The following is an 18,156-nucleotide window of genomic DNA, read 5'->3' on the forward strand; positions in this document are numbered from 1 at the left end:
CTCGTGGCAAGAATAGCGCGAAATCATTGACGCCGCCGCAGCCAGTGCGTATCTCCCACTGACAGCGTTTTTACGCGACCCAAATGTAATTAGAACCGTTCTAAGGTGCCCGACGAATACCGTCAAGTATATCTGGGTGCCAACGTGTTAAAAAGACAGGACCAAAGCACTCATGCCCGAGGTGATTTTTCCCGGACCCGAAGGCCGCCTGGAAGGCCGTTACCACCCGCAAAAGGAAAAAGACGCACCGATCGCCATCGTGCTTCACCCGCACCCACAATTCGGCGGGACAATGAACAACAAGGTGGTCTATAACCTGCACTATGCGTTCTACAACATGGGCTTCACCGTGTTGCGCTTTAACTTCCGCGGCGTTGGGCGCAGTCAGGGCGAATATGACCAGGGTATTGGCGAGTTGAGCGATGCGGCATCCGCGCTGGATTACCTGCAATCGATGAACAACAACTCGAAACACTGCTGGGTCGCAGGGTTTTCGTTCGGCGCCTGGATTGGCATGCAGCTTTTGATGCGTCGCCCCGAGATCACGGGCTTCATCAGCGTCTCGCCGCCTGCGAACATGTATGATTTCTCGTTTTTGGCACCCTGCCCGTCTTCAGGTCTGATCATCAATGGTTCGGCCGACCGTGTTGCGCCACCGGCAGACACCACCACACTGGTCAGCAAACTGCACGAACAAAAGGGCATCACCATCACTCATAACGAGGTTGAGGGTGCCGACCACTTTTTCCAGGATCGTCACATGGACACGTTGATGACCGATGTGACCGAATACGTGAAACGCCGACTGACCGAGAACACGCGCTAATGTCCGACACAATTACCACCCTCGCCTCAAGGCTGGCCGAAGACACGATGAAAGTCATGGATGAAACCGGCGAGGATCGGTTCTTTGTCGAAGTCGGAGAGGTTCTGGGTGCCGCGTCGCAAACGCTGGAAGAGGCATTTCTGACCGAAATCCGTGTGCGTCTGGCCGAGCGCAAGGCGCGGCAATTTGTGGTCAAGAAACTGTCCCAGCACCGCTCGAAACTCAAGGCGATCGAAAAGCAATAGCTGCCTTAGACATTGGGTGAAACAAAATAAAAGGAGCCCGAAGGCTCCTTTTATTCTATCGCAGGTGATTTGCGCTCAAACCGAATTACCCGTTAACCGCTCAACAATTTGGGCTGCATCTTTGTCGACGGACCCCCCGTCTGCAAGCCACCCCAGCGCCACGATCAAGAACGATATGATGATGACGGATTTTGCAAATGTCGTCATTTTGAACTCGCTGAAAAATCACTAATAAACGCAGGCACTCTACCACGGGTTCTCCGTTGCCGAACAGTCGGGATAACCTGACCTTCGGTCAACTCTCCCTTTGATTGAAAACAGAAACCTGCTTGCCGAAACACCCGGATTCGTGGTCAACCAAACCCACCATTCAGCAGCGAGTGAAACCGTGCCCAACGCTTACTTCATCCTCTTGTTGGCCGTTGTTGCCGAAACCATCGGAACAACTGCTCTGCAAGCCAGTCAGCAATTTACGCGCCTGTGGCCTTCGGTGTTGGTCGTCGTGGGCTATGGCTGCGCGTTTTACCTGTTGGCATTGACCCTCAAGGTGATGCCGGTGGGTATCGTCTATGCAATCTGGTCTGGTCTGGGGATTTTCCTGATCGCTCTGATCGGTTTCCTGGTTTTCGGTCAAAGGCTCGATTGGCCTGCAGTGCTTGGATTGTCGATGATTCTTGCAGGTATCCTGATCATTCACCTGTTTTCGAAGACGGCTGGGCACTAACCGCGCGTTTGGGCTGGTAACTTGTTCCAAGCCGCGCTATGCGCGCGGCAACTTCCCGTTCAAAGGCTGACCTCTCATGGACCTGCGCAATATCGCAATCATCGCTCACGTGGACCACGGCAAGACCACTCTGGTGGATGAGCTGCTCAAACAATCCGGTGCATTCCGGGAGAACCAGGCCGTGGCCGAACGCGCCATGGACAGCAATGACCTGGAGCGTGAACGCGGCATCACAATTCTGGCGAAGGCAACCAGCGTCGAGTGGAAAGACACCCGCATCAACATCGTCGACACCCCCGGCCACGCCGATTTCGGTGGAGAGGTCGAGCGGATTCTCAGCATGGTGGACGGCGTTGTACTGTTGGTCGACGCGGCCGAAGGTCCGATGCCGCAGACCAAGTTTGTGACGTCCAAGGCCCTGGCGCTGGGTCTGCGCCCGATCGTGGTGCTGAACAAGGTCGACAAGCCAGATGCCGAACCAGACCGTGCGCTGGACGAATGTTTCGACCTGTTCGCCAACCTTGGTGCGGAAGATGATCAGTTGGACTTCCCGGCCATGTACGCCTCGGGCCGTTCGGGCTGGGCGGATATGGAACTGGACGGTCCCCGCAAGGATCTAAGCGCACTGTTTGATCTGATCGTCGATCACGTACCGTCCCCCAAGCAGATCGAGAAAAAAGATGAACCGTTCCGTATGCTGGCCACCACATTGGGCAGCGATCCGTTCATCGGCCGCATCCTGACCGGTCGCGTCGAAAGCGGTACACTGAAGGCAGGCGACAGCCTCAAGGCGCTCAGCCGTGACGGCGCACTGATCGAGAATTTTCGCGCCTCGAAAATCCTGGCTTTCCGCGGCCTGGCGCAGCAGCCAATCGACGTTGCTGAAGCAGGCGACATCGTCACCATCGCGGGGATGAGCAAGGCCACCGTTGCAGACTCGCTGGTCTCGCCACAAGTGGATGAGGCCCTGCCCGCACAGCCCATCGACCCACCAACCATCACAGTGACATTCGGTATCAACGATTCTCCACTGGCTGGGCGTGATGGCAAAAAAGTGCAGTCCCGCGTTATCCGAGACCGGCTGATGAAAGAGGCCGAGTCGAACGTTGCCATACGAATCTCAGATACGCCCGGCGGCGAAGCCTTCGAAGTTGCCGGCCGTGGCGAATTGCAGATGGGTGTCCTGATCGAGAACATGCGCCGTGAAGGGTTCGAGCTCAGCATTTCCCGGCCACAGGTTCTGTTTCGTGAAGAAGGCGGCCAGCGTTTGGAGCCCGTCGAGGAAGTCACTATCGACGTGGATGACGAATACTCTGGCGCAGTTATCGAAAAAGTCACAGGGGCGCGGAAAGGCGAGCTGGTCGAGATGCGGCCTGCCGGTACCGGCAAAACCCGCATCATTGCTCATGTGCCTTCGCGCGGCCTGATCGGCTATCACGGCGAATTCCTGACGGATACCCGCGGGACCGGCGTTCTGAACCGCGTTTTCCACGGTTGGGCACCGCACAAAGGTCCGATCCCGGGTCGTCGCGCCGGCGTTCTGATTTCGATGGAAAATGGTCAGGCGGTCGCCTATGCGTTGTGGAACCTGGAAGAGCGCGGCCGGATGTTCGTCGGTCCGCAAACCGATGTATATCAGGGAATGGTCATTGGTGAGCATTCGCGCGACAATGACCTTGAAGTGAACCCCCTCAAAGGCAAGAAACTGACCAATGTGCGCGCCAGTGGTTCGGACGACGCAGTCAGGTTGACACCGCATGTTCAGTTTTCACTGGAAGAGGCGATTGCGTATATCGATGACGATGAACTGGTCGAAGTTACGCCGAACGCCATTCGTCTCCGCAAGCGCTTCCTCGACCCACATGAACGAAAGCGGATGGCCAAATCTGCGTGAGATTAGGGGCATCATTGCTCCCAAAAATGGAAACAATGGCACTTCTGTGACATTTTTAAGTCACTCACTAAAATAGTGGTCTTCTAAAAGCCCGGCAACTGCCCGGGCTTTCTCTTTGATTTTCTGGTGACTTCTACCTCAGGTTGTTCATGATGATGAAATCCGGGCTTTCTTCCCCCTGTAAATGTGGCAGCTTTAAGGTATAGCCGTGACCAGAGTGCGGCGCTGCGAGTCTTCGTGGCTCCAACGGGTAAAGAGTACTGAGGAGGCGCATTATGCGCATGAGATCAAGGTTACTTTCGTTTATTTTTGTTTCGGCATCGTTGCCAATTTTATCACCCGGCGCGGCCTATGCGTCCGAGATGTGCACGGTAAAAACAGCAAGGCAATCCGTGTCTTCCAATACACTGTGCGCGTGTGATGTGGTCAGCTCTCGTATGCTGCGTTACATCCAGCGGCGGGCGGATTTTGAAGAAATTCTGCAACGCACGCTGCTTGACTGTCCGCGATTTGCGGCAGTTCTGACGGACTTTCCCACGGCATCTACGCTCGGGAACACCCAGCGATCGGGTGACGGTCGCGCTGAAGAGGAACCGAACGACTCGACGCCTGGAACCACTGGCGGCCCGGGCAATGATGATCCAGACGGCGACGATCCGGTTGGTGAAGATCCCAATGGCGGCGGCGACGACGGCGGCGATGGCGGCGACGAGGGCGGCGACGAGGGCGGCGATGGCGGTAACAACGACGACGGCGACGATGGTGATGACCGCGACGACGGTGATGACGGCGACGACGGTGATGACGGCGACGATGGTGACGACGGCGACGATGGTGACGACGGCGACGATGGTGACGACGGCGACGATGGTGACGACGGCGACGATGGTGATGACGGCGACGACGGTGATGACGGCGACGACGTTGATGACCGTGATGACGGCGACGATGGCGTAGATGAAGATGATGGACCAGACTAGGTCCAACTCGATGACGATCGTGACGAAGAAAGAATGACTACTGTTGGCGGCTATTGCGATGAAACTTACGGCAAGTGCTCAAGACAGAGGCGCCTACTGCCAAAACGCTTGACAGTTATCAAAAATGGGCGGCCCAGCGGTCGCCCATTTAGTGTTGAACACAGTGGCCAGGTTTGCCCGTGCCAACCACGATTTCAACTGCTCCGAAAAACCCCGACCCATTGACGAGGTTGTTTCGGATCTTGCATGCGAAGAAACAGATACCGCGTAGCCGTCCAGGGTTTGATTCGACTAGTGAGGTTATCCAGGACCAGGTCCCCTCTGGCTGATCGATAGACCAACACCGCATGAGAGTTTCTGCGTGTATCCAGCACCGTAGCGATCAGTAGTTTACTGGGATCGATGCCTGCCTTGATCAGATCCCGCTTTTTCAGAAGTGCAAAATCCTCGCAGTCGCCGCCCCTCGACGTCGGAAGGGCCCAGTGCTCGGCGCGCCTGTATTGCGACTGGTCCGTTACCGATCGCGTGCTTGCGTTTACCTTCCGGTTAATCAGCTTGACCAGTTTCATCTCCTGGTCGCTGGACATGCTGATTGACGGTTTGGTCGCACAGGCCCAGGAATACTGCGCGCACAGGTCGCGCGCACCAGATGGAGGCTGTGAAGCCATCTGCCCTGGAATAAAGGCGGATTCGGCGGACGAACTCGTGGTGCCTGACACCGAAACACCAAAAACCAGAGCAATGATGGCTCCGGTTTGACGTAATGTGCCTTGTGCATCCGCGACAAGCTTGGAGCAGAACTTTGTCATCGTCATCCCTCGATCAAACAGCATCCGAGCGATTACTTTTTCGTGCACCCATATTCCGATTCTCTTATCTATCGAGATCGGAGGCGACAAAGCAATCACGGGTCAGTTTGGGGATGAAAAACGGCGGAAATTCGTAACTCTTTTGGACAATTTCCGCTCAACAAAGTGGCGAGGACGGCCACAATTCCAAGCCTGTTGCTATCTGGCGTGCCAATGACGCACTCAATCCACGTGCCAACCATTTGCACGGGAAGGCACATATTCCAACAACAGCAGTGGGTTCTGACGCATGCACCCGGTGCGTCAGAAAGTGTTTAGGTTATTCCGTGATCTCGACGACGACGAGTTCCCGCTCACTGGCACCGCGGGCATAGTCGAGCGCCGCCTGGTACTGCGCCGAATTGTAACATTCCACCGCCGCTTCGACGGACGGGAAACGAGCCACGACATTGCGGGGCCGCTCTTTCCCTTCCAATTGAACGTATCTGGCGGCGCGTGCAATGAATTCGCCACCATGAGCTGCAATCGCTGGTCCGGCCAGTTCCGCGTATTTTCCGTAGGCTTCGCTATCCGTCACCGTGACATGCGCAATCCAGAGTGCAGGCATCTTATCCTCCCAATACCTTTTCGGCCGCTTTTATCGCGGCGTCAGAGTTTGATGCATCCTTGCCGCCACCCTGCGCCATATCCGGGCGTCCACCGCCGCCTTTTCCGCCCAACTCGGACACGGCCGCCTTGACGAGATCCACGGCAGAGACCCGATCCGTCAAATCTGATGTCACGCCGGCGGCGACGGCTGCTTTTCCACCGGTGTCCGCGATCAGCAAAACCGCGCCGGAACCAAGGCGCGCCTTGTGTTCATCAATCAATGTCGGCAAATCCTTGCCGGAAACGCCAGACAATGCCTGCGCCAGGAACTTTGTTCCGTTGACGTCCCGCGCCTCGGTTCCGCCGCCCTGCCCGGCACCACCTGCCATGGCGAGATCCCGGCGCAACTGTGCCACCTCGTTCTGCAATGCCTTGCGTTCGTCCAGCAGCGTCTTGACCCGACCAACGACATCATCAGGCTGCGCTTTCAGCTCGAGCGCAATCTGCGCCAGTCGATGATCCTGCGCCGAGAGATACCGGAACGCCTCGTCCCCAGTCAGTGCTTCGATTCGACGTACGCCGGCACTGCTGGCACCGTCTCCGAGAATGACGAAGGTGCCGATGTCGCCGGTCTGGCGCACATGCGTGCCGCCGCACAGTTCAATCGACCAGGTTTCGCCGTCATGTCCCTTGCCGGTGGGCGCCTTGCCCATCGAGACTACGCGAACTTCGTCACCATATTTCTCGCCAAACAACGCCTGAGCGCCCAATTCGCGTGCGTCATCGGGCGTCATGACCCGTGTTTCGACGGTCGAGTTCTGGCGGATGAAATCATTAACCTCACGCTCGACCTTCTGAATCTCGTCCAGTGTCAGCGCTTTGGAATGGCTGAAATCGAACCGTAGCCTGTCTGCGGCATTCAACGAACCTCGCTGCGCCACATGATCGCCCAGTGTTTCGCGCAGTGCTTCGTGTAACAGATGCGTGGCCGAGTGGTTGGCGCGTATGGCGGTGCGACGGGCGTGATCCACCTCAAGCTCGACGGCGTCGCCTTTCGACAAGGCACCCTGGCTGACGATCACGCGATGCGCATAGACCTTGCCTTCGGCAAACTTGCGCGTTTCTTCAACGCGGGACACATCCTGCATATTCTCAAGACGCCGGATTTCGCCGGTGTCGCCAATCTGCCCGCCGGCTTCGCCATAGAAAGGCGTCTGGTTTACAACAACCCATCCGGTTCCGCCCTGTTTGATCGTATCGACCAAAGCGCCATCAACGATCAGAGCGGCCACCTGGCCTTCGGCTTTCTCAGTCTCATAGCCAAGGAAATCCGTAGCGCCAGCGCTATCCAGAACGTCGAACCAGACCGCCTGATCTGCTGACTCACCAGACCCGGCCCAAGCCGCGCGCGCCTTCGCCTTTTGCTCGGCCATTGCCGCATCGAACCCGTCGGTATCCACAGTCCGGCCCTTCTCGCGCAGGGCATCCTGCGTCAGGTCCAGCGGGAAACCGTAAGTGTCGTAAAGCTTGAATGCCGCATCACCGGGCAGCGCCGCGCCATCCGGCAAGCTTGCAACTTCGTCATCCAACAGCTTCAGACCGCGATCCAGCGTCTGCTTGAACCGCGTTTCCTCCAGCAGCAGCGTTTCTTCGATCAGCGGCTGCGCCTGACCCAGTTCAGCATATTGCGCGCCCATCAGTTGGACCAACGTCGGCACAAGACGGTGCATGACCGGGTCTTTCGCACCAAGCAAATGTGCATGGCGCATGGCACGGCGCATGATCCGGCGCAGGACATAGCCGCGCCCGTCATTCGAAGGCATAACACCATCCGCAATCAGGAAAGAGGTCGACCGCAGGTGATCGGCAATCACCCGGTGGTGCACGTTCTGATCACCATAGGGATCAACACCGGTCGCGTCAGCCGAAGCCTCAATCAGCGTTTTGAACAGATCGGTGTCATAATTGTCGTGACTGCCCTGCAGCAAAGCCCCAATCCGCTCCAGCCCCATGCCGGTGTCGATCGACTGCATGTCAAGCTCGACCATCGAGCCATCCTCGAACTGCTCGTTCTGCATGAAAACGATGTTCCAGATTTCGATAAATCGGTCGCCATCTTCTTCGGCCGAACCCGGAGGGCCACCCCAGATGTGATCGCCGTGGTCATAGAAAATCTCGGTACAGGGTCCGCATGGACCGGTTGGCCCCATTTGCCAAAAGTTGTCGTTGGTGGCGATGCGGATGATGCGATCCTCGGGCACGCCGACCTTTTTCCAAATCTCGAATGCCTCGTCGTCGGTATGATACACAGTCGTCAGCAGGCGGCTTTTGTCGATGCCGAATTCCTTGGTGATCAGCTCCCACGCAAACGGGATCGCGTCGTTCTTGAAGTAATCGCCAAACGAGAAGTTACCCAGCATTTCGAAGAACGTATGATGACGTGCGGTGTAACCGACGTTGTCCAGATCATTGTGCTTACCGCCCGCGCGCACGCATTTTTGTGCCGTTGTAGCACGCTGGTAGTCACGCGTTTCGACGCCGGTAAATAGGTTCTTGAACTGAACCATTCCCGAGTTCACGAACATCAGTGTCGGGTCATTGCGCGGCACCAACGGGCTAGAGGCCACCACTTCGTGCCCCTGCTTGGCAAAGTAGTTCAGAAAGGTCGAGCGGATATCGTTCAGCGTGGGCATGTGGGCTCTCTCAGCGCGCAATCATTTTGTTCCGAAGGAGGTTTAGCTGCGCACCTCGGGAGTGTCCACAGGCGAGGCGTGCCGGAACGAAACAAGGCGGCCTCGTTGGACCGCCCTGTTCCCGAAAATCTCAGCCCCACTCAAATAGTCGTGTGGATCTCTGCTGATCTTGTCAGCGCCCGATCAAGCTTCGAGGATGTCATCCTCTTCCGCTTCGGGCGGCATTTCAAAGTCCAGACCATGGGCTGCGCGGATCTTGTCTTCGATCTCCAGCGCAACTCGACCATTGTCGCGCAAATACTGCTTGGCGTTTTCACGCCCCTGCCCGATCCGCTCGTCTCCATAGCTGAACCACGATCCGGACTTCTCGACGACGCCTGCCTTGACGCCCAGGTCCAGCAGCTCACCCATTTTCGAGATGCCTTCGCCATACATGATGTCGAATTCCACCTGCTTGAACGGCGGCGCGACCTTGTTCTTGACGACTTTGACACGGGTCTGGTTGCCAACCACTTCATCCCGATCCTTGATCGCACCAATACGGCGAATATCCAGACGGACCGAGCTGTAAAACTTCAAAGCGTTACCACCAGTCGTGGTTTCCGGGCTGCCGAACATGACGCCAATCTTCATCCGGATCTGGTTGATGAAGATGACCATGCAGTTCGAACGGCTGATCGAGCCGGTCAGCTTGCGCATCGCCTGGCTCATCAGGCGGGCTTGTACCCCGACATTGCTGTCACCCATATCGCCTTCGAGTTCGGATTTCGGCGTCAGCGCGGCTACCGAGTCGACCACGACCATGTTCACCGCGCCAGAGCGCACCAAAGTATCTGTAATTTCCAACGCCTGCTCACCGGTATCGGGTTGCGAAATCAGCAACTCGTCCAGATCGACACCCAGCTTGCGGGCATATTGCGGGTCCAGCGCATGCTCCGCGTCCACGAACGCACAGACGCCGCCGCGTTTCTGTTGCTCGGCAATGCAATGCAGCGTCAGCGTGGTCTTACCCGAGCTTTCAGGACCGTAAATTTCCACAATCCGCCCCATCGGCAGACCGCCGATACCCAAAGCAATGTCCAGCCCCAGCGAGCCGGTCGAGCTTGCATCGATATCCTGCTTGGCGTCCTCGCCCAGCTTCATGATCGAGCCCTTTCCGAACTGTCGCTCAATCTGGGCCAGCGCGCTGTCGAGCGCCTTTTGCTTATCTGCGTTTTTCTTGTCGCTCATCGTCAGAAGATCCGCCATTGTCCTGTCGCCTTCCCTTTTGTCACACCCTTGATCGGGCGGCAATCGCTGCTTTGTTCGCCTCTTGTTCCTTATGAGATCAAAAAGAGAACATTTCAATAAAAACTTACAATTTTCACAGTTCCTCAATTGTATTAAAGAGTCGTTTACGACAATCTGAAAACTCAAAAGCATTGAAGGTAAAAGAAAAAATGCTTGTTTTCTACAAGGAACGGCTTGCGCTTTTGTCCGTTCCCAAAACCGGAAGCTCTGCCTATCTGACAGCTCTTCGGGATCGCGCCGATCTTGTTGTGGCTGGTCCGCCGGAACTGAAACACGCAACTGTCCGGCGGTTTGATCGGTTTTTCCAGTCCGTCTTTCAGAAGATGTTTGATACCGAAATGGAGATCATGGCCGTCGTGCGGGAGCCGGTCGACTGGCTGGGCAGCTGGTACAGGTATCGTGGCCGCCCGGAACTGGACGGTCACCCCAACTCGACCAAGAACCTCAGTTTCGATGCTTTTGTCCGGGCATACTTGCAAAACCCCCGGCCGGCCTTCGCTGATGTCGGCAGTCAGGCCGGGTTTTTCCGTACCCGCAGCAACGGTGCCGGGGCTACGTATGTTTTCAAATATGAAAACCAGTCGGCGATACAGAATTTCCTGCAGGATCGCCTGAACTGTGACATTCAGTTGCCACAGGAAAACGTATCCCCAAAGCGGCCCATGGATCTGTCTGCTGAGACCGATGCGTGGTATCGCCGCGAATATGCCGATGACTTCGCGCTACACACATCTGCGCGCTAGCTTCCTCAGTTGAGCTGCTGAAATACAGCCTCGGTCAGTTGCGTGAGCGAAAAGGGTTTCGGCAGGAATGTCGAGTTTTCGATTTCAGGGCCTGAATCACCAAATGCGCCTTCTGTGTAACCGGACATGAACACCACGCAAACATCCGGTCGTGTTTCCATCGCCTTGCGTACCCAGGTTGGGCCATCCATGCCCGGCATGACGACATCGGTGACAAACACGTCGACGGACAAGGTCTGATCCTCCAGCAGTTGCAGCGCGGCTTCAGCCGATTCGGCCTCGAGCACCGTGTAGCCCTTCAACCTCAGAGCCCGCGTCGCGAAGGCACGAACAGGCGCCTCATCCTCGACCAACAGGACAACGCCCTCTCCCTGCTGAGCGCCCTGCTCATCCGGGGCAGTTATCGTTTCAGGTTCAGCGGTTTCCACGGCGGCACATACGGGCAGGAACACGGTAAACTCGGTGCCGTGCCCGAGTGTGCTATCGACAAAGATGAACCCGCCGGTTTGCTTGACGATCCCATAGGCCGTGGACAACCCCAGACCGGTCCCTTCACCGGTGCGTTTGGTGGTATAGAAAGGCTCGAACACTTTCTGCAGCTTATCCGCAGGTATCCCCACGCCGCTGTCAATCACCTTAACGGTCACGTATTCTCCGGGCGGCACTGTGGCGCGATCTCGTGTCAGCGGTTGGTCCAATGATGCGATTTCGGTTTCGATCCGAATTTCACCACCTTCGGGCATAGCATCACGGGCATTGACGACAAGGTTCATCAAAACCTGTTCAAGTTGTCGTTTATCCGCCCGGACCGGTTTGAGCACCGGATCGTGGCTGAGGGTCAGGCGGACCTTTTCCCCAACCAGCCGGTTCAGCAAATGAATGAGATCCGAGATCGTATCGCGCAGGTCCAACACTTCGGGCCTGAGGGTCTGCTTGCGCGAGAACGCCAGCAACTGGCTGACGAGTGCCGCCGCCCGATTGGCGTTCTGATTGATCTGAACAAGATCCCCGTAGTTCGGATCGCTCTGATCATGGCGTAGCAATAGCAGGTCACAGTGACCAGAGATCGCTGTCAGCAGATTATTGAAATCATGCGCAACGCCACCAGCCAGTTGTCCGACGGCCTGCATTTTTTGACCTTGCACAAACTGCGCTTCTAACGTTTTCAATTCGGTCGCATCGTTAAGAACGGCGATCAGGCAGATCTGCCCATCCTGAAAAACCCTTGACAGTGTGACCTGCACAAAAACCTCTTTGTCGGCACGGGTCAGCCGCAAGAATTCGGAATGCGGGGGCAGGTCCTGCTCGGCAGTGCGGGTGAGCCATTCCTGAAGAGGATGCCCCAGCCCCTGCATGATGTCTTCGATATTTGTTTCACCCGGTTTCAACTCTCCGATCAGACGCGCAGCAAGCCGGTTCGTTTCAAGGATCTCACCCTCGGGCGACAGCCGCATGATCGGCACGGGCAGATCGGCAAAGGACTTTTCGCCGTTTTCAGGCCCAACGCCCCGAACCGGAACCAGCGCTATGTCCCGGTTCACCCCACCGTCACGAAGTGTCGACACAACCACAATCCGCGGACCATCAGCTGTCTGAAGACGCAGCATTCCGCCATTCAGGGAAACATCCCTTGGAATAATCTGGTCCAGCGAAGTCAGCTCTTTACCCAGCAACTGCCGCGCAGCATCGTTGGCTTGTGTTATGATTCTGTTGCGCCCGATTGTAAGCAATGGGGCTGTGATATCGCTCCGTTGTCTTTGCGAGTCCAATCCGACCCGCCAGTAACAGAGATCGCTTTCAAGCCTGGTTACGCTGATTGATGTGGTCTGCCCCCGCGTTACAATATCCTCACCAGCATGACCCTGCTTTCGGGCTCGCGCCTGTAGTCGCAGCAGTATCGCGGCTGGATTGGCGAAAAGTGACCCCAGACAGACATCCAGCCTTTGCCCGTTGCGCACCTGAAACCGTGCGCGCGCATTTGCGTTTGCAGTCTGCAGGTCTCCATACGCGTCAGTTATGAAACAGGCATCGTTTTCCTGTTCTATCAGCGCAATCAAAACCGCATTCTTGCGTTCGGATATTCGCGTGTCCAGCAAGGTGAATGCCGTTTGAAGCAGAACGACCAAAAGAAATGAGAGGCCGACAACGACCACCCCTGTATTCCAATGGCCGGGGAACACGCCAAAAACCGGAAGAACGCACAGAAAAAGCGCTATCGCACCTAACGAGAGCAGACGTACACGCCCATGTCCCCATTGTGGCAGAGGCGGTGGCAAATTCTCAGCAGTGTCCGGCATCAACTACTCGACGTGATAAATTTCAAATCAGTATCGGATCGCAATGGTTAACCACTGCTTAATTGGTAAAGCAGTAAAAATCGTCTTATAGTTGTTTTTCAACAGATTATTTTCGCGTCAAGTGCGCGGAATAGAACCCATCAGTTCCGTGGGAAACCAGCCACGATTTCCGAAACACCGATTTCCAATCCGGATGGTCGCGCACAAAAGCATCGACAATGGTGTCGTTTTCCACCGACAGCATAGAGCAGGTTGCATAAGCAAGCACACCTCCGTCGGTTACCAGGGGTGCAGCAATCTCAAGAATTTCGGATTGAGTGACTGTAAGTGCTTCCAACCCATCCTGCGTCAGTGACCACTTGCCGGCAGGCGCTCGCCTCCATGATCCGCTTCCACTACAGGGAACATCTGTCAGCACAATGTCGAACGGGGCCAGTTCCCTAATCTCAGGCCCGGTCAAGATAGTGATGTCTACGCCCGCACGCGATGCCCGATCAGGTAAATCACGCATTCGAGCGGGGTTGGCATCATGGGCAAAGACGCGCACGTTTTTGTCTCGACCCGCCAGAGCCAAGGCCTTACCACCACCGCCGGCACAATAATCCAGAACGCGCATGCCCGGCTGCAAATCAAGCGCGGCAATAATGGCTTGACTGGCGGCGTCCTGAAGTTCGACCAATCCGGATATATATGCACGGCATTGCGAAATCTTTCGTGCGCCTTCAGTCACTTCCAGGGCCGTCTCACATGCGGCGTGCGGTTTGGCCTTTATGCTATCTTCAGCCAACACGTGAACGGCCTCGGCTAAGTCGCACTTTGACAAATTAACTCGCAAATGAACCGGCGCTCGATCTTGCAGCGCGATGGCAGCAACCTCAGCGTCGTTTCCCAGAGATCTCTGGAACTCCGGCCAAAGCCACTCCGGAATGTCCAGACGTTCGGCTTTGCTGGAAAAATCCCGAGCAACTTCGGCCTCAGACACGGCGCGCGGCGCGTGTCGCTCGCCGGTAAATAGATCCGAGGGGTCCTGCCCCGATGCGCGGACTTGCCCGATCATCAGGCCGCGCCCCGTTTCGGACCCTCCCAATGCCGCCAAGGAACGCTTGCGTCGCAGCGCATCGAAAACGTGATCCCGTATTGCGGCCCGGTCCTTGGACCCGGCAAACCGGCTGCGTCGCGCCCATCCGGTCAATGCCTTTTCAACCGGAGTTCCAGCCAGGATGTCATCGAGTATTTCTATAGAGGCCTGCACGCGCGCAGCTGGTGTCATTGTGATTTCCAATCCTTCACATCAGCTGCCGCGCGGCGCCCGGCCCGGACACCGCGACACGCGGAGATCACATCACCCGATAATTCGGGCTCTCGCGCGTGATTTGAACGTCGTGCACATGACTTTCTTTCAGGCCCGCACCGGTAATCTTGACGAAATTGCAGTTACGGCGCATTTCGTCGACAGTGGCGCAACCTGTATAACCCATCGCGGCCCGCAGACCGCCGACCAGTTGGTGAATGACCGCGCTGGCTGATCCTTTGTATGGCACCTGTCCTTCGATCCCTTCCGGCACCAGCTTGTCATTGGCGGCATCCTTCTGGAAATACCGATCCGCTGAGCCGCGCGCCATGGCACCCAGGCTGCCCATACCGCGGTACGATTTGAAGGAGCGTCCCTGATACAGGATCACCTCACCCGGGCTTTCGTCTGTCCCTGCAATCATCGAACCAACCATTGCGCAGGACGCACCGGCCGCGATCGCCTTTGCGAAATCGCCCGAGAATTTGATGCCGCCATCGGCGATCACCGGAACATCACCCGCCGCCGTTGCGCAATCCATAATCGCAGTCAGCTGAGGAACGCCGACGCCAGCAACCATGCGCGTCGTACAGATCGAGCCTGGCCCGATGCCGACCTTGATCGCATCCGCCCCGGCATCAATCAGTGCCCTTGTCGCCTCGGCGGTGGCGACGTTGCCTGCGATAATCTGAACCTCGTTCGACAGGGTTTTGGCTCGTTTCACCGCGTCCAGAACACCTTGCGAGTGTCCATGTGCGGTGTCCACAACAATGATATCTACACCGGAATCCACCAATTGTTCCGACCGCTCGAACCCGGCATCCCCCACAGATGTCGCTGCGGCGACGCGCAACCGACCCAGCCGATCCTTACACGCGGTCGGGTTCAGTACAGCCTGTTCTGTGTCTTTGAGAGTTAACAATCCGGTCAGTTTGCCTTCGCCATCGACCACCAGCAGCTTTTCGATCCGGCGGGCGCGCATAAGGCTTTTGGCTTCTTCCAGATCAGCCGGCTCCTGCAACATGGCGAGGTTTTCCGATGTCATCATCGCCTTGACCGGCATGTCGTCCGACGTGGCAAAGCGCATATCCCGGTTGGTCAGAATACCGACCACGCGGCCCGCGTCATCAACAACGGGAAAGCCGGTGAAGTTGTAGCGATCGACCAATGCCTGCGCATCGGCAAGGGTCTGATCGACACGCAGAGTGACGGGGTTGTAAACGATACCGGATTCGAACCGTTTGACCCGGCGTACCTCTCGGGCCTGTTCCTCGACCGAAAGGTTCTTGTGCACGACGCCAATGCCGCCGGCTTGCGCCATGGCAATGGCCATGCGCGCTTCGGTCACCGTGTCCATGGCCGAACTCAGCAGCGGGATATTCATGGTGATTTCACGCGTCACCCGCGTGCTTGTATCCGCCGTGGCGGGCAGCACGGTAGATGCGCCCGGAACCAGGAGAACGTCGTCAAAGGTGAGTGCCTCACGAATCTGCATCTGATAACCCCATGCAAAAGCCCGTTTGGCGGTGACCCTATTGCATGGATTGCGCCCAAGGAAAAGCCCCCGGCATCAAGTAGTTTTCGCCTGCGGGGCGATGCCGCAACCGAAAACGACGCAAGCTGCGCAAAACGTGCCGCTGATTGCCCTTTCCCTTGGCGCGTAAACCAATATCTTGCCCGGCATACGCGCGAATACAAATGGCAGGCTCAACATGACCAACGACCCTCTTGTCGTCTTTACTCCCTCGGGCAAACGCGGACATTTTCCCGTTGGCACACCGATTCTGACCGCTGCCCGTCAATTGGGTGTCGATCTGGATTCGGTCTGCGGCGGGCGCGGAATCTGTTCGAAATGCCAGATTACCCCCAGCTATGGTGAGTTTCCCAAGCACGGCGTGACAGTCGCACAAGATGCCCTGAGCGAATGGAATGCAGTCGAGCAGCGTTATGATGACAAACGCGGGTTGAAACCAGGTCGCCGTCTGGGCTGTCAGGCTTCTGTTCAGGGCGACGTAGTGATCGACGTACCGCCCGAAAGCCAGGTTCACCGCCAGGTCGTCCGCAAGGCCGCCGCTGCCCGAGCCATTACCATGGACCCGGCCACCCGGCTTTATTTCGTGGTCGTGGAAGAGCCCGACATGCACTCGCCCACGGGAGATCTGGAACGACTGGAACGCGCGCTGCGCGAGCAGTGGCACATTGACGAAGTCACCGCCGATCTGTCCCTGATGTCAAAGCTGCAACTGATACTGCGCAAGGGCAAATGGGAAGTTACGGTAGCCGTTCACAAAGGCCACAAGGACACCGTCGCCCGCATTGTCGAGATCTGGCCCGGGCTGCATGAAAGCGGTCTTTACGGATTGGCGATCGACCTCGGCTCGACGACCATCGCGGCCCACCTGACCGATTTGGAAACCGGAGAAGTCAAGGCTTCGTCCGGTTTGATGAACCCGCAAATCCGGTTCGGCGAAGACCTGATGAGCCGCGTGTCCTACGCCATGATGAATCCCGGTGGCGATCAAGAGATGACAAAAGCCGTGCGCGAGGCGATCAACGATCTGACCACCTCGATTGCAGAGGAAGCCGATATCGACGCCGCTCTGATCGTAGAGACCGTTTTTGTCTGCAACCCGGTCATGCACCATCTATTGTTGGGGCTTGATCCCGTGGAACTCGGTCAGGCGCCATTTGCGTTGGCGACGTCGGAAAGCGTCTCGCTTCCGGCGCGCGAGATGGATCTGGCCAACATGAACCCGCGCTCGCAGGTCTATATCCTGCCCTGTATCGCGGGCCACGTTGGCGCCGACTGCGCTGCGGTCGCACTGTCGGAAGAGCCCGGAAAATCCGACGATCTGGTACTGATCGTCGACGTAGGCACCAACGCCGAAATTCTTCTGGGCAACACCCACCGCGTTCTGGCCTGTTCGTCGCCCACCGGCCCCGCATTCGAAGGCGCTCAGATCAGTTCGGGCCAGCGCGCGGCCCCTGGTGCCATCGAGCGGATAGAGATCGACCCGGCCACCAAGGAACCCCGCTTTCGCGTCATCGGTTCCGAGAAATGGTCGGACGAGGAAGGCTTTGATCAGGACATCGCAACAACCGGCATCACAGGCATCTGCGGCTCGGGCATCATCGAGGCCGTGGCCGAGATGCGCATCGCCGGGCTGTTGGACGAAAGCGGTCTGATCGGTTCGGCCGAACAGACCGGAACCGCGCGCTGCGTACCCGAAGGTCGGACCAACGCATACCTGATCCACGATTCCAGTGCCGAAGGCGGCCCGCGCATCACCGTCACCCAAGGCGACATCCGCGCCATCCAACTGGCGAAATCCGCGCTTTATGCCGGCGCTCGTTTGCTGATGGACGAAATGGAGGTCGACAAGGTCGACCGCGTGGTTCTGGCGGGCGCGTTTGGCGCACATATCTCGACCAAGCATGCCATGGTGCTGGGCATGATCCCGGATGCACCGCTGGAGAAGGTATCGAGCGCGGGCAACGCCGCCGGTACCGGCGCGCGGATCGCCTTGTGCAACATCGCCGCGCGGGCCGAGATCGAGCGTGTTGTGCGCGAGATCACCAAGGTCGAAACTGCAATCGAACCCAAATTTCAGGAGCATTTCGTCGCTGCTAACGCGATCCCGCACAAAACTGACCCGTTCCCGGAACTGGCACAAGTGGTCACCCTGCCCGCTCCTTCGTTCAATACTGGCGGCGGGGATGAGGAAAAATCTGGCCGCCGTCGTCGCCGCAGGTCATAGTCGCGCCAACGACAGGAG

The 18,156-nt window shown here is 57.2% G+C and carries 14 protein-coding genes; 6 read left to right on the forward strand and 8 right to left on the reverse strand.

Annotated elements, in window-relative coordinates:
* Positions 1-172 precede the first annotated feature (172 nt).
* The 4 genes from AC2TDJ_RS05045 to typA all read left to right on the forward strand — a co-directional run bounded on the left by AC2TDJ_RS05045 (position 173) and on the right by typA (position 3,689).
* Entirely contained in the window at positions 173-826 is a 654-nt protein-coding gene (locus tag AC2TDJ_RS05045) for an alpha/beta hydrolase (RefSeq protein ID WP_480839835.1), read from the forward strand.
* Positions 826-1,071: a hypothetical protein gene (locus AC2TDJ_RS05050; protein ID WP_480839836.1), complete on the forward strand. Its 246-nt coding sequence runs from the start codon at positions 826-828 to the stop codon at positions 1,069-1,071. The genes AC2TDJ_RS05045 and AC2TDJ_RS05050 overlap by 1 nt, the downstream gene beginning before the upstream one ends.
* Before the next feature lie 388 nt (positions 1,072-1,459).
* Complete coding sequence (locus AC2TDJ_RS05055) at positions 1,460-1,795, forward strand: SMR family transporter (RefSeq protein ID WP_480840234.1); 336 nt, start codon at positions 1,460-1,462, stop codon at positions 1,793-1,795.
* A gap of 76 nt (positions 1,796-1,871) precedes the next feature.
* Positions 1,872-3,689, forward strand: coding sequence for a translational GTPase TypA (gene typA / locus AC2TDJ_RS05060; protein ID WP_480839838.1), 1,818 nt, complete (start codon positions 1,872-1,874; stop codon positions 3,687-3,689).
* A 335-nt stretch (positions 3,690-4,024) separates the two neighbouring features.
* Here typA and AC2TDJ_RS05065 read toward each other — a convergent pair whose 3' ends face one another.
* From AC2TDJ_RS05065 to recA, 5 genes are all read right to left on the reverse strand, one after another.
* A complete protein-coding gene (locus tag AC2TDJ_RS05065; protein ID WP_480839840.1) occupies positions 4,025-4,675 on the reverse strand; it encodes a hypothetical protein in 651 nt (216 codons plus the stop codon).
* 188 nt (positions 4,676-4,863) lie between these two features.
* Positions 4,864-5,502: a transglutaminase-like cysteine peptidase gene (locus AC2TDJ_RS05070; protein WP_480839842.1), complete on the reverse strand. Its 639-nt coding sequence runs from the start codon at positions 5,500-5,502 to the stop codon at positions 4,864-4,866.
* Positions 5,503-5,797: 295 nt separating this feature from the next.
* Positions 5,798-6,085, reverse strand: coding sequence for a DUF1330 domain-containing protein (locus tag AC2TDJ_RS05075; RefSeq protein WP_480839844.1), 288 nt, complete (start codon positions 6,083-6,085; stop codon positions 5,798-5,800).
* A gap of 1 nt (position 6,086) precedes the next feature.
* On the reverse strand, positions 6,087-8,759 hold the full coding sequence (gene alaS / locus AC2TDJ_RS05080; protein WP_480839846.1) for an alanine--tRNA ligase: 2,673 nt from the start codon (positions 8,757-8,759) through the stop codon (positions 6,087-6,089).
* Positions 8,760-8,942: 183 nt separating this feature from the next.
* The gene (gene recA, locus AC2TDJ_RS05085; protein ID WP_480839848.1) at positions 8,943-10,007 is read right to left on the reverse strand and encodes a recombinase RecA; all 1,065 of its coding nucleotides are present in this window, start codon (positions 10,005-10,007) and stop codon (positions 8,943-8,945) included.
* 191 nt (positions 10,008-10,198) lie between these two features.
* Here recA and AC2TDJ_RS05090 point away from each other — a divergent pair, with 191 nt between their 5' ends.
* The gene (locus AC2TDJ_RS05090; protein ID WP_480839850.1) at positions 10,199-10,792 is read left to right on the forward strand and encodes a gamma-glutamyl kinase; all 594 of its coding nucleotides are present in this window, start codon (positions 10,199-10,201) and stop codon (positions 10,790-10,792) included.
* Positions 10,793-10,797: 5 nt separating this feature from the next.
* Here the strand turns inward: AC2TDJ_RS05090 and AC2TDJ_RS05095 are convergent, their stop codons facing one another.
* The 3 genes from AC2TDJ_RS05095 to guaB all read right to left on the reverse strand — a co-directional run bounded on the left by AC2TDJ_RS05095 (position 10,798) and on the right by guaB (position 15,875).
* A complete protein-coding gene (locus AC2TDJ_RS05095; RefSeq protein ID WP_480839852.1) occupies positions 10,798-13,089 on the reverse strand; it encodes a hybrid sensor histidine kinase/response regulator in 2,292 nt (763 codons plus the stop codon).
* 106 nt (positions 13,090-13,195) lie between these two features.
* Complete coding sequence (locus AC2TDJ_RS05100; RefSeq protein WP_480839854.1) at positions 13,196-14,359, reverse strand: RsmB/NOP family class I SAM-dependent RNA methyltransferase; 1,164 nt, start codon at positions 14,357-14,359, stop codon at positions 13,196-13,198.
* A 67-nt stretch (positions 14,360-14,426) separates the two neighbouring features.
* The gene (guaB, locus tag AC2TDJ_RS05105; RefSeq protein WP_480839856.1) at positions 14,427-15,875 is read right to left on the reverse strand and encodes an IMP dehydrogenase; all 1,449 of its coding nucleotides are present in this window, start codon (positions 15,873-15,875) and stop codon (positions 14,427-14,429) included.
* Positions 15,876-16,092: 217 nt separating this feature from the next.
* On the opposite strand from guaB, the gene AC2TDJ_RS05110 reads away from it, so the two are divergent.
* On the forward strand, positions 16,093-18,138 hold the full coding sequence (locus AC2TDJ_RS05110; RefSeq protein ID WP_480839858.1) for an ASKHA domain-containing protein: 2,046 nt from the start codon (positions 16,093-16,095) through the stop codon (positions 18,136-18,138).
* The last annotated feature ends 18 nt before the right edge of the window (positions 18,139-18,156 follow it).

It is taken from the genome of Ruegeria sp. HKCCD6647-2 (assembly GCF_057221075.1).